This window comes from Roseimicrobium sp. ORNL1 (assembly GCF_011044495.1).
Taxonomy (GTDB): domain Bacteria; phylum Verrucomicrobiota; class Verrucomicrobiia; order Verrucomicrobiales; family Verrucomicrobiaceae; genus Roseimicrobium.
Genome location: NZ_CP049143.1, coordinates 7,396,460 through 7,422,909, shown reverse-complemented (window position 1 = coordinate 7,422,909; position 26,450 = coordinate 7,396,460). Strand labels below are relative to the sequence as shown.

Here is a 26,450-nt window from a genome sequence, read left to right as displayed (position 1 = left end):
TTGAGGATCCATGGTTCGCGGCGGAAGGTCAACACCGGGGTGGCAAAGAAGCGATGCGAATCCAGATTCATTGCCCACGGGCCTTTTTCACCAACATCCGATTCAGGAGGAATGTGGCCCCTGAAAAGTTTCCTAGTCCACTAGTTGAACTTGCAAAATACCGGTTTGCGTGAAATCCAAGAGCCAATCCTATGCTTGCAAGTCCTCCCATGGAGCGACCACGTCATCGGCTCATTTCCACACGGGCAAGCCCGATGGTTGAAATGGCCCGCTGGATATTCGAGCGATATGGGATTCCTTATGCAGAAGAGGCCCACGCGCCGCTGTTGCACGTGCTCGCAACCCGCCGGGCGGGTGGTGGTGTTGAGGTGCCAGTGGTAGTCACGTCGGAAGGTGTGTGGGAAGGCGCCCGGTCATTCCTGGTGGGCATCGACGCGAAATCGCGACCAGGCCAGCGGTTCCTCGGTGAAACGGATTCCGAGCGTGAGAAAACGCTGCAAGTGATCGATGAAATGCTCGCGCTACTGCAGCAGCTGCTTTTGTTCGGCGCGGAGCATCCATCCACGCCCCAGTTTGAAGGGCCGTTTTTGGATCGGCTGGTCGTTCGATTAACTCAAGAGAGGGAGACTGCTTTATGAGCCATGCCTTGGTGACCATTGTCGCAACAGTGAAGGGGAGTGATATCCCCACGATTCGCAAAGAGATAGAAGCGCTGGGGAATCCTGCTGGCGACGAAATTAAGGAAGCACTGGATAAGACCGGAGTCATTCATTTCGCGAGTCTCCACGCGCTCGAGTCGGCTTCCGGTCCGGATGGCCATCTGGTGCTGGAATTCTCAGGCGATGGTGAAGAGTCCGCTTTGCTGGACCAAATCGAAAAGGATCTGGGGGAGTGGCTGAAGCCGATCTTTCAGCACGCTCATGGCTTCGAGGCTGCGCAAAGTCTTGCCGAGTTCCTGAAGAGCAAGGCGCATACCTTGAAACAAGGTTACTTCTCCACGGTGGGGCTCGGTTTTGCAGGCACACCCGGCATGTCCGTGAAACGCATCCGCGCCGAAAGAGATCTGGCGTACCATGTGGCCGGGATGTTGCCGGACGAATATCTTCGTCACCCGACTGAATCCAGTGCGCTCAAGATCCTCACGGATATCCGTCAGCGGATTGGTGCAGAGGTGAACTGGAAATGGGCTCTGACTGCGGAACCGACGCCTTTGCTGGGTCCTGAGAAAAGCCAGGCGGTACCCATTCCGCAGATCGCCATTGCGGGAGTTTTGAACTTCCTCTGGCCGGTACTGCTGCTCACCGTGGTTGCGTGGGTTATCACCGGATGGTTCGTGAGGTGGAGCGGTCACAGCCGGTTGGATGCCTTTTTCGCCATCGTGATGGCAACGGGCGCTGTGGTGATTGCGACACTCATTGTGGCATGGTACATCGCCGCCAAGCTTCGCAAGATGGAGGACTCCGACCTGGCGGATGATCTCAATCCGGATCCGAAGCACTATGCCGAGATCACCAAGCGCGAGAACGTGGCCGCGCAGAATCATCTTTGCGTCCAGTCGGTCATGAAAGCGGGCTGGATCCGTAGGTTCCTGATCCGGCTTTCGTTTTTCACCATCGGGCAGCTCGCTGTGCGGAAGTACCGTCCGGGCTTTCTGGATACCCTGGGGACCATTCACTTTGCCCGCTGGATCCTCGTGCCGGGCACGGGGGATCTGTTGTTCTTCAGCAACTATGGAGGAAGCTGGGAGAGCTATCTGGAAGACTTCATCACGAAGGCTCATGGAGGACTTACCGCTGTGTGGAGCAACACACTGGGATATCCACGCACGGAATGGCTCGTGAACAAAGGAGCGACGGACGGAGATCGGTTCAAACGCTGGGCACGCGGGCAGCAGCAGCCTTCCCTGTTTTGGTACACCGCTTATGAAGATATTACGACGGCCGGCATCCGGACGAACGCGGCGATGCGCCAGGGGCTTGCCGCTGCCCAGACGGAGGACGAAGCCCGTCACTGGCTGAGCTTGTTTGGATCCAAGCCGCGCCCGTCTGCTGCTCTTGAAACCAGCGAGATTCAGTGCCTGCTGTACGGCGGGCTCAAGAGCCTCAAGCATGCGAAGTGCCTGTTCTTCGACCTTGGAGATTCCAACAAGGCGGTCGATTGGCTGCGCTCGGTGAAATCCCAAGTGTCCTATGGGGACATGCAGCCTGACGAGTGCGCATTCGTTCTGGGGCTTGCACCCTCGATCCTCACCAAGCTGAACCTCCCCAGTGAAGCCATTGACACCTTTCCCAATGTCTTCCAGCAAGGCATGACCGCACCGGTCCGGTCACGTGTGTTGGGCGACTCCGGCAAAAACGATCCGGCAAACTGGTGGTGGGGGAAAAGAGGCGAGGGCATCGATGGAGTGGTGATGCTTTACTGCAGTACCCAGGAGATCCTGGAGTGCGCCACCTCGGAGCTGGTGAAGAATCTGAATGGTCATGGAGGCGCCATCGTGAATCAGGTGCCGCTCATGGAGGTCACATCCAAGGAGCCATTCGGCTTCCAAGATGGAATCTCCCAGCCCATCATCCAAGGAACCTTTTTGGCCAGGAGAAATCCAGATCCTCTCAATCTGGTCGCGGCTGGCGAGTTCATCCTCGGTTATCCGGATAATCGGGGATATTTCCCGCCCTCTCCGAGCATTGCAGCCACAGAGGATCCCGAGAACCGCCTGGCACTGGTGCCCGGTTCGCGAGATCCACAGACGGCCTTCTCCACCACGGTCGTCGAAGCGCCGAGAGATTTGGGGCGCAACGGCACATTTCTGGTGCTCCGCCAGTTGGAGCAGGATGTTGATCGCTTTAATCTGGAAACCGGGCGACTCGCACACGAGGTGAATCAAGAACCTGAGTGGGTGCAGGCGAAGATGATGGGGCGTTGGAAAAACGGATCGTCGCTTGTACGCAATCCCACGTTTGCAGCGAAGGCGGCGGATCGCGGCGAGCGAGCGGCACTCGTCACGGGGAGTGCGATACCTGCGTCTGGAGCCGGCAACGCCGCGCCGTCGCTGGAGGCCAGCGTTCCTGTCCCGACTCCGGTGGCGGAGAATACCGCGCAGCTTGTTGTCCGTGTGAACGCTGGGGAGCCGCCCCTCGAGGCGATTTCCGAGCCAGGCCCGGCTGCCGAATCCGGCAAAGCCGACAACGAAAAAGAATCAAAGACAGCGAAAAAACCAGAGTCCCGTCCGGATAATGACTTTCTCTACGGTCGCGATGATGAGCAGGGTTTGCGCTGCCCCTTCGGTGCCCACATTCGCCGGGCGAATCCCCGGGACAGTTTTACGCCGGGGTCACAGGAGCAGATCGACATCAGCAACCGGCATCGGATCCTGCGGCGCGGCAGGCAGTACATTCCTCAAGGCGAGCAGAAGCCCGGCCTGATGTTCGCCTGCTTCAACGCCGATCTGGAAAGGCAGTTTGAGTTCATCCAACAGACCTGGGTGAACAACACCTCCTTCCACGGCTTGAACGGCGAGATGGACCCCGTGCTCTCCACCGGGGGGAAGGACCGGTGCAGCTTCACCATTCCGATGCCGGATGGACCTCCCATCAAGCTTACAGGCCTTTCGAGCTTTGTGACCGTACGAGGTGGAGGCTATTTCTTTGTGCCAGGAAGGCGTACGCTGGAATTTCTGGCGAAGTGAGCGGCATGTCCCGGGCTGCTGTGCCAGATGCAGTCCTGGTAGAATGCTTGGAATGAACCGTTCCCGGTCCGGGATGTCCATGCCTTCAGCGTGGCGGTAGTTTTCGTTGAAATCGTTCTGCCCACTCCTTAGAATTTCTCCCTCATGATTCTCCGCTCTCTATCGGCAACCGCCCTCCTCCTGGGGGCATTGGCGCTGAGCTCCTGCTCCAGCACCACCCCCACTGCGGCGCAGATGGATCGTTATTATGCGAAGGCGGAGGAGATGGCGCAGTCACAGATTGCCATCATCGAGGGCCAGTTGAGCCGTGGGGAGATCAGCCAGCAGGAGTACAATGACCGCCGGCGCTCCATCCAGAACAATATTCCCAACCAGGCGCAGGACATGGCCTGGGCGCGGCATGAGATCTCCGATGCTCAAAAACGCCAGCTCGGCATCCCCACCGGAGGTAACCCGGTGGAGCAGGTGCTCCCCAGCGCCGGAGCGGCGGGTGGTTTTTACCGGCCCTACAACCAACAGGGAGGTGACCTGAACAGCTCCAACTACGGCGCTGCAGGAGGCGGCGCCATGTGGAGAGGCTATCAGCCGGGGTCCATGTCTGGTTCTCTGGGAGGCTCGCGGTGATGATGCTTCGCACTGTGAGTCCACGCGCCCATCTGCTGCTGCTCCTGCCGTGCCTGCTGCTGACGCAGTGTCACGTGGCGCGCCAGCTCCCCGACCGGGCGAAGCTCGCATTCGTCAAGGCCAAGTACCGGGCCGAGACTTTTGGGAAGAAACCAAAGAAGCAGAAAAAACCTGAGAAAGCAGACGGACAGGGAGAAGGGGGAAAGCCAGCCGGGCCTGAGAATGGGCTTCACGGCCTGATGAATAACGGACAGGCCCTCGCTGGCGCAAGCGGGGCTGGTGGTGCGGGAGCGGGAGCTGCAGCAGGTGGCGCCGCGGGTGAAGGCGGCGTATTCGATTTCTCCAATGTGGTCCAGACGCAGGTGCAGGGTTTCGGACGGGTGGGCTGGCACAGCAGCCTCACCACCGCCACGCAGGACGCGCGCCGGACGGGCAAGCCCATACTCATCCTTTTCACGCATCAGGGAAGCAGTGCGGCCCAGGCGCTGGAGAATACGCTGGTGCTGACACCCGACTTCCGCACGCTGGTGACGGAGCAGTTCATCCCCCTGCGCATCAACTACGGCGATGCCGACACCCGTCAGAGCCCGTACTATCGCGACTTCAAGTCGAAGCTGGAAGCCAAAGGTTATCCGACGGTGGTAATCACGCTCCCGGACGGTACCGAGATTGAGCGCATCGCCGGCTATAACGAGAAATCCGCGGGTGAGGGCAGCGCCTACACCAAGGCCTACCTGAAGCGCCTGGAGATCGCCGTGGCGGACAGCAAGAAGGCGGTGGATGCACGGCGTCAGAAGATGGAGTCCCAGCGCTACCGTATGTGGACCAGCAAGGATGGCAGCAAAGTCTTCGCCCGTCTTGATACGCTGGATGCGAACATGGCCACCTTTACCACCGAGTGGGGTGAACCTTTCAAGACCTTCCTGACCCGCTTGAGCGAGGAAGACCAGGCGCAGATTGCAGCGCGGCGGGGTGAAGGGTGAAGAAGCTCGAAGGGTGAGCTTCTAATACCTGCGCAACACCGTATCCTGTGGCGGCTTGGTGGCATCCACGTTGGGATAGTCCAGCGTGTAATGCAGGCCACGGCTCTCATGGCGGCGCACGGCGCAGTCGACGATGAGTGAAGCGCACTCCACGAGGTTGCGCAGTTCCAGCACCTCGGCGGTGACACGGTAGTGCCAGTAGAACTCCTGCACCTCGCGCTTCAGATTGCGCAGACGTGCCGCAGCGCGCTGCAGTCGCTTCGATGTACGCACGATGCTGACGTAGTCCCACATGAGGCGGCGGATTTCGTCCCAGTTGTGGTAGATGACCACCAGCTCATCGATGTTCTGCGCATCGCCGCTCTGCCACGGGGGAATTTCGTACTCTTGCAACTCCTCGCGACCCATGGGCAGCTTGTGCATCAGGAAGTCCACGGCGCGATGGCCTAGGACGAAGCACTCCAGCAGGGAGTTGCTCGCGAGGCGGTTCGCCCCGTGCAGGCCGGTGCATCCCACTTCACCCACAGCGCACAAGCCGCGGAGGCTGGTGGCGCCATTCACATCCGTGCGCACGCCGCCACACTGGTAGTGGGCCGCAGGCACCACGGGGATGGGCTCCTTCGTGATGTCGATGCCCACGTCCTGGCATGCCTTGTAGATATTCGGGAAGTGCGCGAGGATGAAGTCTGCCGGCTTGCTCGTGATGTCCAGATACACACAGGGACCGCCGGTGCGCTTGATCTCGTGGTCAATCGCGCGCGCCACGATGTCGCGAGGCGCGAGGGAACCACGCGGATCATAGCGGTGCATGAATTCCTTGCCGTCCTTCCCAACGAGGACCGCGCCCTCGCCACGCATGGCCTCGGTGATGAGGAACGAGCGCTTCTGCGGATGGTAGAGACAGGTGGGGTGGAACTGGATGAACTCCATGTTCGCCACCTGCGCTCCGGCACGCCAGGCAATGGCCACGCCGTCGCCGGTGGCTACACGAGGATTGGTGGTGTATTGATACACCCTCCCACACCCGCCGGTCGCCAGGATGATGCGGTCGCTACGCATGGCCCTCACGTCGCCGCTGGTTTCATCCAGCACGTAGACGCCGATGACACGATCCTCCGAGACAAAGCCAAGCTTCGCCGTGGTGATGAGATCGATGGCGTAGTGATTCTCCAGCAGGGTGATGTTCGGCTCCGCCTTCGCAGCGGCCACGAGCTTGTCCGAGATTTCCTTTCCGGTGGCATCGTGGTGATGCAGCACCCGGCGGCGCGTGTGGCCGCCCTCGCGGGTGAGGTCAAACTCCAGCGTGCCATTCACCTCGCGCCGGTCGAACTGCACTCCCAGCGCGATGAGTTCTGCCATGCGTGCGGGACCTTCGCTCGCGATGGTGCGTACCACGTCCTCTTTGCACAGGCCACCGCCGGCGATGAGCGTGTCCTGGACATGCTGGTCGATGGAGTCCTCTTCGCTCTGCACACAGGCCACGCCTCCTTGAGCCCAGGCGGAGTTGGAATCCTCCGCGCTCTTCTTGGTAATCACGGCCACCTTGCCGTGTCTGGCGGCCCTCAATGCCGCAGTGAGCCCGGCAGCTCCGCTGCCCACGACAATAAAGTCGTATTCGTGCATCCGACGATTTCGTTGCGGAGTCGCTTAGATGCAAGTGGTGGGGTGGAAAAGTGCGAGGGTGGTGTGCGATGAATAGAGTGCATCGGAGAAAAATGGATCATGCGAGCGGCCACCCTCCATCGGGGACAGGAATGTCCCCGATCCTTGGGTGCGGCCTGCGTCACTTCAAGGAGTGGGGGCATTCCTGCCATACGCATTGACCCAAATGAGAGCGTGCCGAAGCCTCCGCTGGGCGAGCACGTGCCTTTCGCAGTGGCCTATGAGGCACAGTCGAAGCAGTTCTGCGGACTACGCCCTTAAAGGCAAACGCCCTTCCACCAAAGAGGCGGTAGGGATGCGCTCCTGCGCGTCCGACTTCAGGCGGGCGGAGGTGGTGTGGAACTGCGACACGAAACGGCCTCGCCACGTGGCAGCTCCTCCGCCTCCGCCCACTATCTACGGACGCGCAGGAGCGCATCCCTACCGTCCCATTTTTTGGAGGGGCGTTAAGATGCAGAGCCAAGGGTACCTCAGGGGCTCGAGAGAGTGTTCGTTTCGACGATGAACTCGCAGGCCATTGTCCCTCCGGTGCAAATGAAATCTTCAGGTTGATGCTTATGGGTGCTCCTGCCCTCATTTCGGGGTCGCACGCCATCACCATCCCAAGACACGAAAAAGGGCCGCTAGTTTCCTGCGGCCCTTTTATCGTCTCTGGGTGCTCTAGCTTGCTTACGCCAACTCAAACACTTCGCGCGCATCCGCCACTTCACCAGTCACGGCAGCGGCGGCGACCATCACAGGGGACATGAGAATGGTGCGGCCGGTGGGGCTGCCCTGACGTCCCTTGAAGTTGCGATTGCTGGAGCTGGCACAGAGTTGGTCGCCCACGAGCTTGTCGGGGTTCATGGCCAGGCACATGGAGCAGCCGGCACCACGCCATTCAAAGCCAGCGTCGGTGAAGACCTTGTTCAGGCCTTCCTTCTCCGCCATCACGGCGACGATCTGGGATCCGGGAACGGCGATGGCCTTCACATGGCTGGCCACCTTCTTGCCCTTCAGGAACTTCGCCACTTCGCGGAAGTCGCTCAGGCGTCCGTTCGTGCAGGAGCCGACGAAGGCTACATCGATCTTGGTGCCCTTGATGGGCGCGCCGCCTTCGAGCTTCATGTACTCCAGTGCTTCCTGGATGCTCACGCGTTGCTCGTCGCTGCCAGCGCTGTCCACGGTGGGGACGGCTTCGGTCACGGCGATGGCCTGGTCCGGGCTCACGCCCCAGGTCACGGTCGGCGGCACGTCTTCCGCCTTGATGTTCACCACGTCGTCATACTGCGCGTCGCGATCGGAGGCGATGGCAGTCCAGTGTTGCACGGCGGCATCCCACTCGGCGCCCTTCGGCGCGTAGGGACGGCCCTTGAGGTATTCAAAGGTCTTGAGGTCGGGATTCACATAACCGCAACGGGCACCGCCTTCGATGCTCATGTTACACACGGTCATGCGCTCTTCCATCGTGAAGCCGTCAAAGACGCTGCCGCCGTATTCATAGGCGAAGCCCTTGCCACCACCGGCGCCGAGGAGGCGGATGATGTGCAGGATGACGTCCTTCGCATACACGCCGGGACGCAGGGTGCCGTCCACATTGATGCGGCGGACCTTCATGGGGCTGAGCGCCATGGTCTGCGTGGCGAGCACGTCGCGCACCTGGGTGGTGCCGATGCCGAAGGCGATCGCACCGAACGCACCGTGCGTGGCGGTATGGGAGTCACCGCAGGCGATGGTCGTGCCAGGCTGGGTGATGCCCTGCTCGGGTCCCACCACGTGCACGATGCCCTGCTTGCCGGTGCTCAGGTCGAAATAGGTCACGCCGAACTCTTCCGCATTGCGGCGGAGTTCCTTGATCATCTCCGCGGCGAGCGGGTCGGCGAAAGGCTCGGTCTGCACATCCGTGGGCACGATGTGGTCCACGGTGGCAAAGGTGCGGCTCGGGTAGGCGACCTTCAGTCCCAGATCACGCAGCATGCCGAATGCCTGGGGGCTGGTCACCTCGTGAATCAAATGGGTATCAATCAAAAGCTGAGTCTGCCCATTGGAAAGGGTGGCGACGGAGTGCGATTCCCAGACTTTTGCGAAGAGTGTCTTGCCCATGTTGCGTGATTCCTTACTTACGAGTGAAACCGCCATCCGGACGGGGCGGGGGGAATGAGTCTAACATGGTTCTGCAAGGGTGCAATGGCGGGAGAGGGAGTTGAGGGGAGTTTGCGGTTGCTGAGCGGTGGTTTGCGATGGTTGAGCGGTTGTTGTTTGGGGCGCTCGCGCTCGGTTCACCGGCCTCATTCTCAAGCCGTCATACTCGGAAGAGTTGAAAACAGGTCTCGGCGCGAGTCCTGTGAGGAACCGTTCAATCCCAACGATGAAGCGCCGCACCTTGCAAAGGAGCGCGGACACTCTTGTCCGCCATCCCTGACATACCACCCTCTTTCATCTGGCAGGCAAGGCCACATTCCCACCAGCTGCTCCAGAAGCGTCACGAGTTGTTTCCACATGATGGAGGTCGCTGCGCAACAGAACGGCGGACAAGAGTGTCCACGCTCCTTTGCCTAGTCGTTCGCTTCCTGTACTAAGACCCTTTTTCAACCGTTGGTGGTATCACCGCCTGCTTCTCCGAGGTGCGGAGGATGGGAAACAAAAAGACCGCGGAAGGTTCCTTCCGCGGTCTTTGGATTGTTTGATGGGCAGGCCGGAGTGGGGCCCTCAGGCTTGGCGTTGACCTCAGGCCACCTTGAACTCGCCGCGGTACTCGCGGGTGAGCCACTTGGGATCGCCGCCGCTGACGAAGTTGGTCTTGGCGGGGTCCCACTTGAAGCTGCCGTTGTACCAGTAAGCGAAGTTCATCAGGTGGCAGGCGATGGCGCTGCTAGCGCCGATGGCCACGTCGCAAACCGGCTTCTCGCGGCTCTTCACACAAGCGAGGAAGTCCTGGATCTGGTCCTTGCTGTTGTAGAGCTTCACCTTGGCATTCGCGAGGAATTCGCGCTCTGCCAGGGTGTACTCGCGCTGCAGGCTGGTGCCCTTGTCCACTTCCTTGTCCCAGAAGCCGAACTTGCGCTTCCCGCCGAGCACGAGCTCGAACTTGCCGCGGTTCACATGCACTTCACCCTCGGTGCCGAAGAAGCTGCAGCCCTTGCCATTCACGTGCGTGAGCACCACACCGTTCGCGTAGATGAGCTGCGCGCCGCGGGCCTTCGGGCTGTCCCAGTCGGCGGGAGCCTTCACTTCCACCGGACCGCTGCCGTCCATGTTGAGACCCCACTGGGCGATGTCGATGTGATGCGCGCCCCAGTCGGTGATCATGCCGCCGCCGAATTCGCGGGTCATGCGCCAGGCAGGGAAACCCTGGTGCACGCCACGTGGGCTGAGCACGGGGCTGTACGGCACCAGCGGGCCCGGGCCGCACCAGCGATCCCAGTCGAGGCCGGGCTGCATGGGCTCCTCGGGATTGGCGTTCGGCTTGGCCGGATCACCGAAGCTGGTCTCCACGGTCTTGATGTCGCCGATGACACCGTTGCGCACGAGCTCGGCAGCGATGCGGAATTCGCTCATGCTGCGCTGCATGGAGCCGGTCTGCAGCACGCGGTTGTGCTGGCGGGCGGCGGCGGTCACGGCCACGGCTTCGTGGATGTTGTGCGTCAGGGGCTTTTCGCAATACACGTCCTTGCCGTTCGAGAGGGCGGAAATGGAGATGACGGCGTGCCAGTGGTCGGGCGTGGCGATGCACACGGCATCGAAGTCCTTGCTCTCCGTGATTTCACGGAAATCGTTCACGGCCTTGCAGTCCTTGTTGCCGTACTTGGTGTCGACCTTCTCTTTGGCGGCGTTGCGGCGGTCGGTGTCGACGTCGCACACGGCAGTGACCAGGACGCGCTCGTCACCGAGGAACTTGCTCAGCAGGCCACGAGCCTGGGTGCCCATGCCGATGAAGCCCATGCGGAGCTTCTCGCTGGGTGGCACGTCCGCCGACCAGACGCGGCCCGGAAGGATGAAGGGGGCGGCAGCGGAGGCGGCGGCCGCAGTGAGGAAACGACGACGACTGGCGTGTTTGTGGGGCATGAAAGTAGGAGTTCTAGCGATTTTCGGGAGGACGGAACGCCTCCTTTCCCGGGCTTCTTACAGGAGGAGGCAGCTACCTTCAGACACTGTTCCGATGCCTCCGGCTCGAAAAGCAAACAAGGCGGGCCGTTTCCAGCCCGCCTTGCAGCGTAAATTACTTTAAATGAAGGCTTTAACCGAGCTGCGGAGGAGTGGTCGTCGCACCGGTGAGCTTCGGGCTGACTGGAATGGGGTCACCACCGCGGCTGAGGAAGAGCAAGTAGAGCTGCTTCGTCAGGTGCGCCCAGGCAAAATACACAAGGGCAAGGCCTGCAAACATCCCCACGCACAGCGCAATCATACCTCCAAACATGAGCACCATCGATGCTGCCATCATGAAGAGGCTGCTAATCAGAATCTCCTTCCACATGAGAATCACGAAGCGCTTCACCCAGTCCAGATTGAAGGCCGTCGCAAAGTCCTGCATGAGCGTCGCACGGAGACCCAGCGGAATGATCACCAGATTAATCACCGCAAACATCACGAAGTACAGGCCCATGGAAATAAGTCCCAGCAGCGCGCCCAGAATGCTGCTGGCAGCGCTATCGCCACCACCGCCGAGAACCATGGTGAGAAGAAACATGGGAATCATGATGACGATCCACATGACAAACCCGATGGCGAGGCCGGCCACGATGAGTACCAGGCAGGGCCAGACGCCGCGCTGCAGGTAGGTGCTGAACTGGTTGAGATCGAAATCGGGGAATGTTTCGAAGCGATCATCCTGCCGGGCCCAGAAGCCGGTGATCAACCAGCCTGCGAGCACGATGAGTCCAAGAACGGGAATGATCATCGTGGACAGGACACAGAGTCCCGCGAACAAGAGATTCATTACCCACTTGGGGCTTTTGAAGAAGTCAGTGATGGAGGCGATGTAGTTCATTTTCGATGTCCTTGAGGTGTGATGTGCCTGTTCTTGTTTCCCCGCGTGCGTGTTGTGACGAAAAAACTGGAATCGAAAATGCCGGTGACCGGCTCGATCTGCAGCCGGTTGCCGTTATAGCCCGGCCTCTTCCTTCGCGAGTCCAATGTTCTCACCAAGGAAGTCAAGCCCACGGTCGAAACCTCTTTGTTTCACACGGAAGGCTTCATCGGTGGCCGCCTCTTGCAGGCGCGCGAAGTCGCGTCTGCAGTAGTCCAGCTGCTGCTTGAGCGATTCAATGCGGGTCTTGAAATAATCCCGCGAGATCACCGCGCCGCCGCTTTCCACGAGGGCCTGGATCTCCGCGTCCATGGTGGCGAGGCCGGAGTTCACCTTCTTGATGTAGTCCTCGCGGCTCATGCTGAAGTTTTCTTTGGTGCGCTCCCAAAGGTCCTTCCCTTTTTCTCCGCCTTCTTTCACGGCTTCCTTGGCCTCACCCACCAGCTTGTCGAACATCTGCTTGGCCTTGTCGGTGGTGGACTTGTCGAGCTTGAGCGGCTTGTCCCCCTTGTCCTGGGCGGGGGATACGGTGGGCAAAGCCATGAGGCACCCAAGAACGGTGGCGAGCGAAAGGAGCGTGGGGCGGAGTTTCATGAGCAGGAACAGGAAGGAGCGGGGAATGCGGTAGCGGAGAAGAATACGCACACACTGTGCCGCATCTCCGCCGCATTTACGAGAGGCAGAGTGGCTTTCCTTTCAAGAAGTCTTTTTGAAACACGGCGGTTGTTTTCTGACTGAGGGAGGGCGCGTCGCCTGAGACACGCTTTGCGTCCGTGGCGCGTTGCGCCGGCCTGTGCCATGGTGTGAGCCTCCATGGCATCCGCGCTTTTTCGCTACCGTGTCTCCCTCGTGCTTTTCATCATCGGGCTCATCATCTCCGGGGTCACGGCCTTCCCACTGCTGCATGAGCTGCGTCTCCTGTGCCACTGGCTGGGGATAGAAGATCCGTCGCGCTACGCGGAACTGACCGGCCTGCGGCACTGGATCGGCTTCGTGGCGCATGGACTGGAGGAGACGTACGCAAAGTTTCCCTTCATCGCGTACGGCACGGACTGGCTGGCGTTCGGCCACCTCAGCATCGCGGTATTTTTTATCCGCCCGCTGTGGAAGCCGCTGGAGAGTGATTGGGTGCTGAAGTGCGGCCTCATCTGCTGCCTCGGCATCCTGCCGCTCGCCTTCATCGCGGGCTCGATGCGCGGCATTCCTTTCTACTGGCAGTTGATTGATACCTCCTTCGGCCTGTTCGGCGCTGTGCCCCTGCTGTATTGCCTGAAGATGAGCCGGGAGATGCAGGCGCGGAAAACGTAAGATGTGAGCCCTGACTTGGCTCTCTTACTTCACGTCGAAAACCCACGCGCCATTCCAATCCGGAGCGGGTGGTGAGAGACGGAAATTGTAGACGCGCTCGAGAAGGATCCGGGCAGGGGCGTCCTCGTGGTCCATGGCGAGGCACTCGCGGAATGCTGTCTCCGCTGTGTCCCAGTCCTGGGCATGATACGCGGCAAGGCCGGCGGCGGAGCGGTGGCAAAGGGCGAGCGTACTCTCCGGCACTTCTCCGGCCAGCCCCAGCAGTTCGTAGATGCTGGTCGTTTCGGTTTTGCCTTTGACGATGATGGTATCGATCTCACGCGTGACGATCGCCTCGCCGGCGGCGGTGCGGGTGTTGCCGCAGATGAGGATGTGGGTGCCGTAGAAGCGGTTCACGTGCTCAAGGCGCGATGCCAGATTCACGGTGTCACCGATGACGGTGTAGCTGCGGGTGTTCTCCGAGCCGATGTTTCCCACCACCACTTCGCCGGTGCTGATGCCCAGGCGCAGATCGAGTTGCGGCAGATTCTTCCGCAGGCCCGTGACTTCGGGCAGCATGGTTTGCAAGCGCTCCACCGCCTTCCTTTGCTCCAGGGCGGCGCGGCACGCGAGCAGGGCGTCTCCCTGCTCGGTGGAAAAGGGTGGCCCCCAGAAGGCCATGACGGCGTCGCCCATGAACTTGTCCACGATGCCATGCTGCTGCTGGATGGCCTCCGCTTGCAGGGTGAAGTGCCGGTTCAGGAGATTGACTACGCCTGCAGGCGTGAGTTGCTCGCCTATCGTGGTGAAGCCGGAGAGGTCGCAAAACGACACCGACATCTCACGCCTTCCGCTGGATGCCGCAACGGACTCCGGCCCGAGGAGCACCTGCTTCAGGATGCGCGGGTCGATGTATTTGCCGAAGGTGCTGCGCATCTGCTCCTTCTGGCGAAGCTCGGCGATGAAGAAATTGAAGGCTCGCGTGAGGGCCCCGATCTCATCTGCGGTCGCCACGGGGAGCTGGACGGTGAGGTCACCTTTTTCGACGGATTGAATCCCCGTCATCAGGGAACGCACCGGCCGCACCAGCTTGCGCGTCACCAGGGCGGCTACACTCAGCCCCAGAAGCACGGAAGTGACGGTGGCCAGCACGGTGGTCCACACGATTTTGACATGTCGCGCCGCGGATTCGTTCGTGGCCGCAGCGATCACCTCGCCCATGATGCCCTGCATGTCGCTGCGTTGCTTCTGCACAATGACCTGGAGTTCATCGAGGACTCCCAAGATGTCGGTAGCGCGCTGTTTCTCACCGCTCTTGATGAGCTCGATCACCTCGTTCTGACGTTTCAGGATCACGCTGTAGTTGGCCACCAGTTGATCCAGGAGGGCGCTGACCTGCTGGATGCGCAGCAGGTTGGTGCTTCCGGCCGGGGCATTGGCCAGCATGTCACGCGCCTCGGCGATGCGCTCCTTCACCGCCGCATTGTAGATCTCGTAGTTCTTCGAAGCTTCGGTGACGGCTGCTGAGCGACTCTGACCCGCTTCAAGAGCGGCATGCCACCGCTCAAAGGCGAGCCGCCGCCGCAGTCCGGCTTCATTGAGATCGACCAGGGTCAGTCGCAGGGGGGCGTAGTAGCCGGCGATGATCTTTAGATGCCCGTTCAAGGCCGCCACCTGGTAGAGAAGGAATCCGACCAGGGCGATCATCAGGCACACGAGGATGAGCGCGAGACCGAAGATGCGTGAGGCAATGCTCTTGATGAATGGCATGAAGAGAAGGTCGGTACAGGATCACGCGCCCGAATTTTGCGAGGCCGCGTGCTTGCTGGGTGATGTACGACGTTTTTCTCCGCATGCAAATGGGGGTCTGGCAAGGACGGGGCTCTAAAGAGAAGCCCGCAGCCCGGTCAGTCGTGCACCGAATTCAATCCCAAGGAGACCTGGAAGTACCTCCCGCGATATGCAAATACCCACCGTTCGATCTCCAATCGGTCATGCCGTCGATTTCGATCATTTGAAATCCTCTGACATTTCCGTGGTCGGTGGTCACCTTGAATTTCACAGACACCCAATCCTTTGCGTTCCTGGACAGGTGCTCCGCCAATTCATCGGAGTATTCTATCAGATGATGCTCGGGATAGTCCACGAACGTCAAAGTCACTTGTGCGCCTTCCCGTGCCGCGGAAGACTTGGCACCTACGCACCAACTCATCTTGAAATCCTGGAGTTCCTCACGACCCACCTCGGGCCGGTAAAGCACAAACATGACAGCGGCCCAATAGGCCAAGACCGTCACAAGCAAGACATGGCCCTTTGCTTCCCTGTGGACCAACAAGAAAAGCAGTACGACCAGCCCACAAATGAAAACCAACGCTCTGGGTTCTAGGTAGCCAAGTGCCATCGCAATGGATTATTTGTTTCCCCGCGGCCACCACCACACAAGTGCGGCGCAGGTGAAGAGGCAGGCGTCCTTCACGAGACCGCCGAAGGGGTCATGCAGCGCCTCGGGGTTGGTGCCGATGACCAGCACCATCAACATCAGAACGGCCAGGGTTGAAACAAGGGCGGCGGCACGTTCCCAGATGCCGCTCATGATGGCGAGGCCTGCCACGACCATCGCGGCGCCTAGCCACCACAGTGTGGCTTCCGGAGAGCCGACCCACCAGCCGCTGCGGCGCACCATTTCAAACTGGGTCGCATTGGGAAACAGCATCTTCGGCATCAAACCCTCCCATACCCACACGAGGCCGATGCTCAGGCGTGCGGCGGTCTTGATGCGGTGAAGCGTTTTCCATTCACCGAGTGTGAGTTGAGGCGTGGTGGCTCCTACGTCCGGAGCATGGTTCATGGTTGCGAGTGCAGTGGTGTTCATGGTGTTGATTCCTTTCTGAAGTTGGTTAGAGACGAGGGCGGCGACTGGCGCGGGTGGGGCGAGACATCCACACATCCCGCAAGCCAGGCGAGTAGTTGGCGCCGATGAAGCGGGCGTGTCTGGCCCAGTCGCCGGTGAGGGACATGAGGCTGTCGTCTTCGATGACAGCCTCCACCTCGCACTGCGGCCACGGTTCATGCCAGATGCGGAAGCAACGCTTCCAACCCAGCCAGGTGGTGAAGGCGGTGTAGCGCTCCATGAGGAACTCGGTGAGTGAGCCGGGCTCCGCAGGGCGGAACGTGGGGTGCATGGGCAAGGTCGCGCGATAGCGCAGCACAGCGGCTCCCGTGTCTATGCGTTTACTGCTGCGAGGGATCACACTACCACGCAGCCGCCCGCGCTCGTGATGATGCCGGTAGTCCAGCTTGCCCAAGCGATAGGGCAAGCCAAACACGGGGCGGCCCAGCAGCACGGCGAGTTTGTTGGGCAACCACTCGGACAGGAAGTAGATGCCGCGCTCGCCGTGGTGCTTCACATACGTACGCACGTTGAGAAAGCCGTGGGTAGCGATGGGCTTGAAGGAAAGCTTGCCGAGCTTCCCGCCATGCCGCGGTCGCATGCCGCGCATGGTGAAGGCGACGAGGCTCACGTAGGCCTTGCCCTCGCGGATATCGAGAGGGAAGGGGACAAAGGGTTGCAGCTTCTCCGGTGCGACCTCGTAGTGCAGCATGAGGGCGCGCTCCCAATCGGCGAAGAGCAGCGGTTCGCCGCCGCGCATGGCGAGCAGGCGGGCGCGGGCGGAGGCGCTGGGTGGTTCTTCTGCTGGGGTGTGATGGTGTATCAGGGGTGATGCAACGTAGTCGGGGGCAGGAATGCCCCCGCTCCTTGAGAAAGCAATGGGTGCTCCTTCGCGTGCAACGTGTAGCCCGCCTTCAAGGAGTGGGGGCATTCCTGCCCCCATTGGTGTGGCATGTCCCAGCGCATCTCCATCCTCCTCGACAGCGCACACTTTCCTTCGCTCACCCAATCCTCCAACTCCCGCTTCCATTTCGCCGGAGTGTTTCATGACCATGTTCCCCTTTCTTTTCTCTCAGCAATTCACAAGTCTCCATTTCATCCAAAACTTCCCCGCTACGCCGTCGCCGCTAGTGCATACACCGCGGTCCACGTGCCATAGCCGAGGAAGAACAGCCAGTGAAAAAACGTCCGGCTCGGAATGCCGCGCCAGTGGCTCGGGCTGTAGTGCAGCCACTGGGCGGCGCAGCGGATGCCCCAGAATCCCGCCATGGCCCAGCACAGCCAGCGCGAGAGCTCGGTGGGCGCATGCGCCATTTCATGCGCGAAGCGCCACGTGAGCACCGTCCAGATGGCCAGGGTGATGGTGATGAACCACGAGTGGATGATGAACACCTCCCGTACCAGGAGCGACATGCGATCGATCTCCGGCTTCCAGCCCAGGATGCGCGCGATGAAGAGGTTCGCGATCACCAGGGAGAACTGCGCCACGGCGACGATGCGGAGGAACAGTTCCAGATGCGTGCGGGCGAATTCAATGAGCGTGTTCATGGCAGTAGTGTGGTGTGATGCGGTGTAGGTTGGTTACTTGGCAAAAAGATCGCGCAGTGCTTCGGGCAGTTCCGTGTGGTGGAACTCAAAGCCCTCCTGTGTGAGTCGAGCGGGAATGCCCCGCCGTCCCGTGAGCGCGAGCACCGGCTCCGTGCGCAGGAAGAAGCAGCCAATAGGCACGAGGAATGCCGGCATGGGCGGACTCCACGGACGGTGCAGCACGCTGCGCAGCTCGTGCATGAATGCGGCGTTCGTCACTGCGTTCGGCGCCGTCGCGTTGTACGTGCCGTTCATGCGCTCGTCCTCGATGGCACGCAGCCACAGGCGGTTCATGTCCTCCACGTGGAGCCACGAAATGTACTGGCGGCCGTTTCCAATCGCGCCGCCGAGGTAGCACTTGGTGAGATTGGTCAGCATGCGCAGGGCACCGCCGCCATTTCCGAGTACGAAGCTGATGCGGTAGATGACTTTGCGCGTGTGCGGTGTGACCTCCGCATCGAAAGTACTCTCCCATTTCAAACAAGTGTCCACCGGGATGCCTTCACCATGGGGTGTGGTTTCATCACATTCGTGCTCACCGCCATCTCCATAGATGGCCAGCGATCCAGCCTGCACCCACACACCGGGCGGGAAACGGCAGGCACGGATGGCTTCGCCAAGCACCTTCACCGAGTCCACCCGTGATCCGTTGATTTCATCCAGCGCCGTCGTGGTGTAGCGGCAGTTCACATTCTTCCCGGTGAGATTCACCACGGCCGTGGCGCCTTCCAGCTCCGCTGCCCACGCGCCCAGGGTCTTCCCATCCCAGTGGATGTATCTCGCAGGCACACCGGGTGGCAGGAGGTGACGCGACAAGATGAAGACCTCGTAGCCTTCATCGGTGAGATGACGCGCCAGGGCGATTCCCAGGAATCCGCTGCCTCCGGCGATGATGATCTTTCCCTTGTGCATAACCGTGAATAGATGGGGATTCGTGGTGTATCAGAAACAAATCGTCAGGTGCAGCGCCGCGACGGTGTACACGGTGGTGAAGAAGACGAAGGCCGCGGTCAGCACGTGGTAGCCCAGCTTCAGCCAGGCATTGGTGAGGTAGGGACCAGTCTCGAAGACAAAGAGCTGCACGAGGAGTCGCGCACCCCAGAACACCGCGGTGAATGCGGCCAGCCCACGCGCCGTGGGTTCACCCTTCACCATGGCATCCGCATGAAACAGCGTGAGCGTCCCCAGGCCGATGATGGTCAGCACAATGAACACCCCATACACCCAGAACAGAGTGCGCAGGAAGGGTGGCAGTGGCTTCAGCGTGCTCTTCCAGTCGAGCACCTTTGGCACCAGCGCGGTGGCAGAGAGGATGGCGAAGTGGCCGAGACCTGCGAGCAGCAGCAGGTTCTCCAGAGTGATGAGCGAATAGGCATTCATGGCAGGGCTCCGATGGCGTGGAAGAAGGGGACCATGACGCCCTCCACGAAAGGCGGATGGAAGAGAAAGAAGGCAGGCACCGTGGTGAAGAGCAGGGTGCGGAGGTGTTTGATGGTGGTGGGCAGCTTGCAGTAGCGCCGCTCCATGATGAGTCCCGCGCCCTGCACCAGGAAGTAGGCGGTGGGCAGTCCATACCCCGCGCCCGCTGGCACGCTGATCACCAGCTCATGCACGAGTCCCGAGATGGCGAAGACGAACCACGTGGCTCCGTTCTCACCGAAACGACGCGCCACCGGAATGAAGAGCGTACGGTGCGCGAGGTCCCGGAACGAGGTGTTCCACCTCTGACCCCAGAACTCCGCCAGGGTGGTGGCGGCAAGGGGATTGCGCATCACCGGTTTCACCTTCATGCCGAGTCCACCCCAGAAGGCGGTGACGAGATGGAACACACCGAAGTGCAGCAGGAAGATAAGCCCGATCATGCCCACCCAGCCTGCAGCGAGCGGGTGGTGGCTGAAGAGTCGCGCCATTCCCCACAGCAGCGCCGCACCGAAGAGGATGTTGCGGATGCCATCCAGCCAGAGGGCACCTATCTTGCCCGCGTCTTTCGTTTCCTTCCGTGCAGGCCACTTGTTCCAGCCGTTCAAGCTCATGCCCGGCCAGGCGAGCCACCAGCCGGCGGTGAGCATCGTGTTTCTGCCGCCCTTCGGCGCGGGGGTGAGCATCCACATGGCCGCCTTGCCCAGGTAGAAGATTGCCGCCGCGAGCAGCCACATGGTGACCCAGCGGGGCAGGGTTTCGGCAATGGCGGTTGTGGCGTTCATGTCGGTAGTTTCGGTAGAAAACGAAATTCAATGGCAAATAAAAAGCGACCTCAGCTTCCCTGGCCTCCCAGACCGAGCAGCTTGACCGCCTTGTCCCCCATGCGGGCGACCTTCACCAGCGAACCGGTGGGAAGGCGCTCGAGTTGATTGGCAAAGGTCGTGGCCAGTTCGAAAAATTCCTTCATCGAGGTCAGCCGGGCGCGCACATATTCCTCGCCCTTCTTCTCCTTGCCCGCGTCTTCCAGGCAGTCCTCGATGAGCTTCAGCGTAGGATCCACCTCGCGGCGGCGGCGCTCGTTCGCAATGACGCGGAACATCTCAAAGACGTCCTTCATGCTCTCGAAGTGGTCCCGGCGGTCGCCCGACAGGTGCACCAGCTTCACAATGCCCCAGCCCTGAAGCTCACGGAGGGACACACTGACATTCGACCGCGCCAGCTCCAGCGCCTCGCAGATTTCCTCTGCATTGAGCGGGCGCTCCGAGAGGTACAGGAGCGCGTGGATCTGAGCCATGGTCCGGTTGATGCCCCAGCGCACGCCCATCTCACCCCAGTGGAGGATGAATTTGCGGGTGATGGGCGGCAGGTCCGTCATGTCAGTCTTTTCGGTTAAGACAGAAATAGCTGAAGAATGGGAAGGTGTCGAGTGGAAATCTGCAAAATTCGCCCGTGGGTGGTACACTCAAAGGCAGATACAACTCATCCCAGCTTCAGGTGGACCCCATCGCACTCGTTCAGACTCTCGACTGCTTAAGACCAGAGCAAGGTGCTTTGATCAGGCTGGACCCCAACAACGGAAGGCTGGTCGACCACCAGTCTGGTGCATGGTTGAGGACAGATGAAGAGCAATTTCTCCTCTTTCCGTCACTGAGTGACGCGCGGGCCTATGCTCTGCAGATGCTGGAGACAGATCCACTTACCGAATGGGCTTTGTTTGATGGATCTGGTTCCGGCAAAACGGTTGAGGTTTTTCGCGACCAAGAAGCGCTGATTGATTCTGTCAGAAGGCGGGAGTCTAGACCCACTTTTTGGCAAAAGCTCTTTGGCCCGGGACGCTCACCAGACTAATCCAGCGTTTGGGCTATAGTGTCCAAGTTTCACGGACACTTTCCACGAGCCAGCCTTGGGCGAGGAGAGCGCCGAACACTAAGCCATCAATGCGTTGCTTTTGCCCACGGATTCAGTTAAATCCACAACTCTGCCAAACCCGTATTCCGGGGTAGTTCAGTGGTAGAACGCTCGGCTTGTAACCGAGAGGTCGCTGGTTCGAATCCCGCCCCCGGATCCATCCGATTCCCCCTCCGCAATGTCCGATGACAAAACGCTCCAAGGCCAGCCATCTGTGAACCCCGGCTACGCGGCCGGCCAGATGCACAAAGCCATGGAGACCGCCGTCACTCACCCTGACCAGACGACTCGCGACCGCGCTGAAGCCAAAGCGCAGAAGTGGTCGAGTGTGATCCAAGGCTTGCTCTCCGGCGCTCTGGGCGTGGGCTCACGCCAGCCGCTGAAGGACAAACCCGTATGGGCCACACTCGAAGTCGTCACCGGTGGGTTCGCAACGGGACGCTTGCTCGCAGGTGGACATCTGCTGCAACATGAGGAGGAACTGCTCCTGCAGATACCGAATCCGGCAGCCATGGCTCCGAGAGAAGTGCTGAACAGGTACTTCCTCAGCGAGCCCGGCTTCAAGGTGCTCCGCGAACGTGTCCTCAGTGGACGCTATGAAATCAACGTGCCCGAGGAAGGTGCTCTGCCGGTGATCGTGTGGCTCGCCTCGTCAGGACATCTGGAGGCTGCAGAACATCTGCTCCAGGAGCTGGCACCTTACTTTGCTGAGCTTCGCTTCTATCCCGCATGGAGGGAAAAGCCGGTGAACTCCGGCGCCCGCGTACTTCTGGAAAGCGCCCAATCGGTGAAGAGTCGCCTGAAGAATATCCAGCCTCGTCCTGGCATCAGCGCCCAGCGGGAGGCGATTCAAGTGTGGCTGCCCTACTATCGCGAGGTGATTGGGTTGTTTCTCGAAACGGTGGAAGGCGATCCTCCGAGCATCCGCCCCGATGAAGCAGGTAGCTGGGTTTCCCCCGAGACAGGAAAGTTCCATGTCGAAGGAGGCTGGCCATGTCAGAAATATCCCGCCGACTGGCAGGCGCGTGCGCAACGTCTGGTCCAACGCTACCGCGAGACGCGTGCAACCAACACCCGCTGCAGCCGTCCGGAAAAGTACGGCGACAGCTTCGCGCAGCTTCGGGCCTATCTGGAGCGTTGCGCCGCGGATCCCAAGTCTCTGACGGGTCGGGATGTGGGAAAGGTCCGGCTCATTCTCGCGCGCCACATCGCGAAGTACGGCACACCGGGAGCTGAGAAAGCTGTCGAACACGAGAAGCGGCAGCAAGCGCAGATCGCACCGCCCGGCTTCCATGACATCGCTGCGGTAGTCAGGAATCGATTGGGCGTACCAGATGCAGACAGTGGCCTGGAATCCGTGGATGCCCTCGCCGAGCCCATCAGTGCTACAGAGGCAGTGCAGTTTAATGTTCCCGCAGGCACCCAGATTCCGGGTTCCATAGTCAGGAAGGCTTCCCGCTGCCTGTGCGCCACAGCCGATGTACTTATCGACAAAGGCATCATCAGCTCCGCAGATACCCTCGCCGTACTGATACCGCAGTTCACCTCGAATGCGGCGTCGGCGGCTCTGGAAGATCCGGTGGCGCGCACGCTCTATGCAGCCGTCTATCGGGCGTTCCGTCGTCGTCGGTCGTTGCTGCTGCTCAATTTGGAGAGCCAGGTGAAGCTCAAGGAGCTGCCGTGGATCGCGGCGTTGGATTCGCTGAAGACACGGCATCAATCTGCCGGCGAAGAAGCTGCGGTCACGCTGAAAGAAGTGGCGATGCTCGCGATGCGCTCGTTTCCCGAGGCGATCATTCCGAACAAGCTCCTCAAGGAATTCCGCGCGTTATCGAGCACGGCACAGCTCAACCTTCCGCTGGTGGAAGAACTTGCGGCGGACATCTTCATGAATGCCTTCTCGCCTGCGTTCATCGCAGCAGCGAAGCAGGCAGCTATCTACCTGAAAGGCACCCTTTACGAACGCTACTTTGAGCTGGATCCGGACACCATCCAAAAACTGCCAGATCGTGAAAAGAAACCGGCAAGTCGCTGGCCCTGGTCGAGCTCGAAAGAAGAGGGAGATCCGCTGGCCTATCTTTGCACCGCGAGATCCGGCCTGGAAAACTCAGCGAACTGGTCTGTGGCGAGAAATGGCATGGTCATTGAGCAGGCGCAAATCTTGACCACTCACAACCTGGCGGTCCTCTTCCGCATCTTTGAATTGCGCAGCGAACTCCAACCTGATCTATCCGGCATGGCAATGCGATGCTTCGAATGGATCTGCAGGCGCCAGCAGGTGAAGTCAGACAGCTGGCATGCCAAGCTCATCAAGCTCAAGAACACGGCCTACGCCTGGCGCCAGATGATCTTCTTCCTCTCCCTGCTGCCTTCCGAAAAGGTGGCTGAGTTTCTGGCTTGGGCGAAGGAGCATTTGGCGAAGCAGTCTCCGGCTTTCCATGAGCGGTTCACGCCGGCTCTGCTGGGGTTGGAAGCTGCCCATCACGGGAAATCACCCTCCACGGGAGAAGGTTGTCGCTTCCTGGGCTGGACGATTACCCAACATTGGCTCCTTCAAGAAACCAAATCGCCGGCGACGGACACTGCCGCTGCCAGCTAGCTGTTTTCACGAGCACGTGATTCAAGCTCGGCGAGCCACTCCTCGTGGGACATGAACTCTGTGGGCAGGTGTTCTTGCGACAGGAATCCCGGTACTTGGCCCACCAGCGCGCCGCATCGGTCCAGCAGCTCATGCAGGACCTGAAGCACCGATTCCGGTGTCGGCTTGGCGACGGTGATGGAAAGGCACACAGGCAATTCCTTGTCGATACAGGAGATTCGCAAGCGGATCCCACAGTCGCCACAGTTTTGGCGCCAGTTGCCGGAGCGAAGCCAACCGCTTTTCTTTTTGGCCTGGACCCACTCCAATAAGGCACGGTACTGGCTCTCCTCGACCGGCCATTCATACATGTCGCTGCAGGCGGCCCACAAACGTCCGTTGCGCTTGGAAACGAAGAATAGCCACTCGCGACCTCTTGGACCAACACTGCAAGTTTCGACCACGAATTGTGTCCCCGGCTCTTCCGGCAGGTGGAAATTCGAGAGGCGGCCAGTCATGCGCACACGCAAGCGTGTGCATGCACGGGCGAACTGGCCCAGGAAGTTCATGACTGCATCAATGTCAGGGTTCTCTTGAGGTTCCGCCGCACCCTCCGGTCGTGGGGATCCAAGGCCGCGGCGCGCTCCAGAAGGGCACGCGCTTTGCGGTATTGCTCACGGTCCATGCAGACGGCTCCCGCATTGTTTAGCGCCCAGGTGTCGTTGGGATCTTTGGCCAGGGCTTTGCGGTAGATCTCAGCTTCGAGATCCAAATCACCCACCTTCTGTGCGCACCATGCGAGATCATTCTCCAACTTGTCCGCCTGATGCCGCTTTCTCCAGCAGATCTCAAGGTGCCTGCGAGCGGCGCTCCATCGGTTCCGGCTGAAGCTGATCAAACCCAGATTGTAGTGCGCTTCCATGCTCTCGGGGCGCAGCGCGAGCTCGCGCTTGTAGTGCACGGCGGCGAGCCGGTCATTGCCCTTCTTGTGGAAGATCACGCCCAAATTCAGGTGCGCGTTGCCTTCGCGGGGATTAAGCCGCAGAACCTTTCGCGCGTGCCACTCAGCTTCGTCCAAACGGTCGAGGCGCATCTTGGCCAGGGCGAGATAAAAGTGTGCCGTGGTGGAATGCGGATCGAGCGTGGCGGCTTTTTCCAGTGCGCGAAGAGCTTGTGCATTCCGGCCGAGATCCAGCAGGCGCTCGCCTTGGGTGCACAGCTCGTCGACCGATTGAGGCTTCTTGCTCATGGGTGCGTGTGCTCCTCCTTGTCTGGTTGGGAGGTTGGCCGCAGGGAAGGCAGATCGCCTGCGGGGAAGTCACACCTTTCCCGATACTTCACGGGAAAGGGTATCTATTGCTTCAACTGACTGCACACCGAGTGTGCGGACCACCAAGCTTACTGCCCCGGAGCCGGTGCAGGATAGTAGTTCGGATCCACCTGGTCCTGGCTCTTTTCCTTGCCGCCGACGAAAGGCACCCACTTCAGGGGCTTCTTAACGGCCTCAGCAGTGGCAGTCGCCGTGTTGCTCATGGCGCGGCTGGTCTTCTTCATGATGCTGTTCTCCTTCTTCTGCTCCTCGGCCTTTTGCGCGAGGTAGACATTGGGTTGGGAGGTCGGCACCGCGACCGAGCGTGCCGGGCGCCAGGAGTTCGAGTACGGGTCAAACTCCTGACCACCGCCGGTGTAGGCGGGGGTGGGGGAGGAAGACTTCGAACCGAAGCCAAGGTTAAAGCCGGACGTGCCGCACGAGGTGAGGGCCATCGCGGCGACAGCACAGAACAGGGCGGAGGTGCAAGTCTTCACGGTCATGATAAGGGCGGGGAAGCTAGAGGGGGACTATACGAATGACAAGTGGCGTTCTTAGTCCGGTGTGGACGCGGGGGTGGACAGCTCCCGGATGGCCCGCCCGATGTCCTCGCGCGCGTCTGTTACGACGTCGTTGTGATGGCTTTTGTTCATTTCCGTGTAGCGGATCTGCTTGGGGAAACGGTCGCGCAGGGTGTGGGCCATGCGCACGGGAATCACCTCATCGTGAGTGCCATGGAAGATGCGCACCTCAGCGTTTCCCCGTGCGGTGATGGAGTTCAGCCGCGCCACATTGTCGAACCGGTGCATGTTGATGTAGCACAGGGGCCAGCCCAGGACGACCCTGCCCATGTCCGTGAGGGAGGTGAAGGGGGCGCATAGCACGGCGCGGCGCAGGTGCATGTCATCCGCCATGATGAGGGCGCTGGCACAGCCGATGGAGTGGCCAAAGACGCCGCTGCGGGCGCGCAATTCCTCCTCGGTCCAACCAAACTCTTTGCGCATCTTCTCTGCCACGGTCACGGCGTTTTCCCCGATGCGCTTGGGGTTGGGGCTGCCCTGGCACATGCCATAGCCAGGATAGTCCACGAAGACATAGCCCAGCTTCTTGTCCCAGAAGGGTGGTTCATCGGAGTAGTCCAGGGAAAGCGAGCCGTTCCCGCCGAACACAAACCAGACAAACGGCGGCGGCTGCGAAGGGTTCGCGCCCTCCTGCGGTGGCAGGTAGAAGGCGGTCTGCTTTCCCTGCGAGGTGGTGTATTCCAGTTTTCGGCCGCCCTCGCCTTCGAATGCCTTCACCTGTGCCGTGTCATAGGGACGCGGGTAGTAGATGATCTTGGACTGGCAGGAGAGGAGAAACACGACACAGGTGAGCAGCGCGATGGCCAGGGTACGGCCAATCGACTTGATGAGTTTGATCATGAGATGGGAGACGTGCAAAAGTCCGGCCGGGCTACCGGCTGGCGGAGTATAAGTGTTACAGAGACAACGTTTTCGGGTTCCCGTTGCCA

24 protein-coding genes and 1 tRNA gene are annotated in these 26,450 nt (G+C 60.4%); 7 read left to right on the top strand and 18 right to left on the bottom strand.

Going from position 1 to position 26,450, the window contains the following annotated elements:
* Positions 1-209: 209 nt before the first annotated feature.
* The 4 genes from G5S37_RS29985 to G5S37_RS29970 all read left to right on the top strand — a co-directional run bounded on the left by G5S37_RS29985 (position 210) and on the right by G5S37_RS29970 (position 5,292).
* Positions 210-638: a hypothetical protein gene (locus tag G5S37_RS29985; RefSeq protein WP_165210006.1), complete on the top strand. Its 429-nt coding sequence runs from the start codon at positions 210-212 to the stop codon at positions 636-638.
* On the top strand, positions 635-3,685 hold the full coding sequence (locus G5S37_RS29980; protein ID WP_165210003.1) for a Dyp-type peroxidase: 3,051 nt from the start codon (positions 635-637) through the stop codon (positions 3,683-3,685). Before G5S37_RS29985 ends, G5S37_RS29980 begins: the two co-directional genes overlap by 4 nt.
* Before the next feature lie 144 nt (positions 3,686-3,829).
* Positions 3,830-4,309, top strand: coding sequence for a hypothetical protein (locus tag G5S37_RS29975; RefSeq protein ID WP_165210000.1), 480 nt, complete (start codon positions 3,830-3,832; stop codon positions 4,307-4,309).
* Positions 4,309-5,292, top strand: a complete 984-nt coding sequence (locus G5S37_RS29970) for a thioredoxin family protein (protein WP_165209997.1) — start codon at positions 4,309-4,311, stop codon at positions 5,290-5,292. The genes G5S37_RS29975 and G5S37_RS29970 overlap by 1 nt, the downstream gene beginning before the upstream one ends.
* A gap of 21 nt (positions 5,293-5,313) precedes the next feature.
* On the opposite strand, the gene nadB is transcribed toward G5S37_RS29970, so the two are convergent.
* The 5 genes from nadB to G5S37_RS29945 form a co-directional block, all read right to left on the bottom strand.
* The gene (gene nadB / locus G5S37_RS29965) at positions 5,314-6,915 is read right to left on the bottom strand and encodes an L-aspartate oxidase (protein ID WP_165209994.1); all 1,602 of its coding nucleotides are present in this window, start codon (positions 6,913-6,915) and stop codon (positions 5,314-5,316) included.
* A gap of 708 nt (positions 6,916-7,623) precedes the next feature.
* A complete protein-coding gene (gene leuC, locus G5S37_RS29960; RefSeq protein WP_165209991.1) occupies positions 7,624-9,036 on the bottom strand; it encodes a 3-isopropylmalate dehydratase large subunit in 1,413 nt (470 codons plus the stop codon).
* Between the two features lie 624 nt (positions 9,037-9,660).
* Positions 9,661-10,998 carry a Gfo/Idh/MocA family oxidoreductase gene (locus G5S37_RS29955; RefSeq protein ID WP_165209988.1) on the bottom strand — a complete coding sequence of 446 codons (1,338 nt, stop codon included), beginning with the start codon at positions 10,996-10,998 and terminating at the stop codon, positions 9,661-9,663.
* Positions 10,999-11,170: 172 nt separating this feature from the next.
* Complete coding sequence (locus G5S37_RS29950) at positions 11,171-11,920, bottom strand: DUF4013 domain-containing protein (RefSeq protein ID WP_165209985.1); 750 nt, start codon at positions 11,918-11,920, stop codon at positions 11,171-11,173.
* A 114-nt stretch (positions 11,921-12,034) separates the two neighbouring features.
* A complete protein-coding gene (locus G5S37_RS29945) occupies positions 12,035-12,553 on the bottom strand; it encodes a hypothetical protein (RefSeq protein ID WP_206026215.1) in 519 nt (172 codons plus the stop codon).
* A gap of 219 nt (positions 12,554-12,772) precedes the next feature.
* On the opposite strand from G5S37_RS29945, the gene G5S37_RS29940 reads away from it, so the two are divergent.
* The gene (locus G5S37_RS29940; RefSeq protein WP_165209979.1) at positions 12,773-13,267 is read left to right on the top strand and encodes a hypothetical protein; all 495 of its coding nucleotides are present in this window, start codon (positions 12,773-12,775) and stop codon (positions 13,265-13,267) included.
* A gap of 24 nt (positions 13,268-13,291) precedes the next feature.
* Here the strand turns inward: G5S37_RS29940 and G5S37_RS29935 are convergent, their stop codons facing one another.
* The 9 genes from G5S37_RS29935 to G5S37_RS29895 all read right to left on the bottom strand — a co-directional run bounded on the left by G5S37_RS29935 (position 13,292) and on the right by G5S37_RS29895 (position 20,520).
* The gene (locus tag G5S37_RS29935) at positions 13,292-15,016 is read right to left on the bottom strand and encodes an adenylate/guanylate cyclase domain-containing protein (protein ID WP_165209976.1); all 1,725 of its coding nucleotides are present in this window, start codon (positions 15,014-15,016) and stop codon (positions 13,292-13,294) included.
* Positions 15,017-15,170: 154 nt separating this feature from the next.
* Complete coding sequence (locus G5S37_RS29930) at positions 15,171-15,647, bottom strand: hypothetical protein (RefSeq protein WP_165209973.1); 477 nt, start codon at positions 15,645-15,647, stop codon at positions 15,171-15,173.
* 9 nt (positions 15,648-15,656) lie between these two features.
* The gene (locus tag G5S37_RS29925; protein WP_165209970.1) at positions 15,657-16,118 is read right to left on the bottom strand and encodes a DoxX-like family protein; all 462 of its coding nucleotides are present in this window, start codon (positions 16,116-16,118) and stop codon (positions 15,657-15,659) included.
* A 25-nt stretch (positions 16,119-16,143) separates the two neighbouring features.
* Positions 16,144-17,067 carry a DUF2071 domain-containing protein gene (locus G5S37_RS29920; RefSeq protein WP_165209967.1) on the bottom strand — a complete coding sequence of 308 codons (924 nt, stop codon included), beginning with the start codon at positions 17,065-17,067 and terminating at the stop codon, positions 16,144-16,146.
* Positions 17,068-17,249: 182 nt separating this feature from the next.
* The gene (locus tag G5S37_RS29915; protein WP_165209964.1) at positions 17,250-17,684 is read right to left on the bottom strand and encodes a hypothetical protein; all 435 of its coding nucleotides are present in this window, start codon (positions 17,682-17,684) and stop codon (positions 17,250-17,252) included.
* Between the two features lie 33 nt (positions 17,685-17,717).
* Positions 17,718-18,635 (bottom strand): TIGR01777 family oxidoreductase, encoded by a 918-nt coding sequence (locus G5S37_RS29910; protein WP_165209959.1) that lies wholly within the window; start codon positions 18,633-18,635, stop codon positions 17,718-17,720.
* Between the two features lie 30 nt (positions 18,636-18,665).
* On the bottom strand, positions 18,666-19,103 hold the full coding sequence (locus G5S37_RS29905) for a hypothetical protein (RefSeq protein ID WP_165209956.1): 438 nt from the start codon (positions 19,101-19,103) through the stop codon (positions 18,666-18,668).
* A complete protein-coding gene (locus G5S37_RS29900; RefSeq protein ID WP_165209953.1) occupies positions 19,100-19,927 on the bottom strand; it encodes a membrane bound O-acyl transferase family-domain-containing protein in 828 nt (275 codons plus the stop codon). The genes G5S37_RS29905 and G5S37_RS29900 overlap by 4 nt, the downstream gene beginning before the upstream one ends.
* 50 nt (positions 19,928-19,977) lie before the next feature.
* Complete coding sequence (locus tag G5S37_RS29895; protein WP_165209950.1) at positions 19,978-20,520, bottom strand: MarR family transcriptional regulator; 543 nt, start codon at positions 20,518-20,520, stop codon at positions 19,978-19,980.
* 618 nt (positions 20,521-21,138) lie between these two features.
* Here G5S37_RS29895 and G5S37_RS29890 point away from each other — a divergent pair.
* Positions 21,139-21,213, top strand: a tRNA-Thr gene (locus tag G5S37_RS29890).
* An 18-nt stretch (positions 21,214-21,231) separates the two neighbouring features.
* Entirely contained in the window at positions 21,232-23,652 is a 2,421-nt protein-coding gene (locus G5S37_RS29885) for a hypothetical protein (protein ID WP_165209947.1), read from the top strand.
* Here G5S37_RS29885 and G5S37_RS29880 read toward each other — a convergent pair.
* The 4 genes from G5S37_RS29880 to G5S37_RS29865 form a co-directional block, all read right to left on the bottom strand.
* On the bottom strand, positions 23,649-24,149 hold the full coding sequence (locus G5S37_RS29880; RefSeq protein WP_165209944.1) for a hypothetical protein: 501 nt from the start codon (positions 24,147-24,149) through the stop codon (positions 23,649-23,651). The two genes, G5S37_RS29885 and G5S37_RS29880, sit on opposite strands and share 4 nt — an antisense overlap.
* Before the next feature lie 47 nt (positions 24,150-24,196).
* Positions 24,197-24,880: a tetratricopeptide repeat protein gene (locus G5S37_RS29875; RefSeq protein ID WP_165209941.1), complete on the bottom strand. Its 684-nt coding sequence runs from the start codon at positions 24,878-24,880 to the stop codon at positions 24,197-24,199.
* A gap of 149 nt (positions 24,881-25,029) precedes the next feature.
* Complete coding sequence (locus G5S37_RS29870; RefSeq protein ID WP_165209938.1) at positions 25,030-25,443, bottom strand: hypothetical protein; 414 nt, start codon at positions 25,441-25,443, stop codon at positions 25,030-25,032.
* 51 nt (positions 25,444-25,494) lie between these two features.
* Positions 25,495-26,361 (bottom strand): alpha/beta hydrolase, encoded by an 867-nt coding sequence (locus G5S37_RS29865; RefSeq protein WP_165209935.1) that lies wholly within the window; start codon positions 26,359-26,361, stop codon positions 25,495-25,497.
* Between the last annotated feature and the right edge of the window lie 89 nt (positions 26,362-26,450).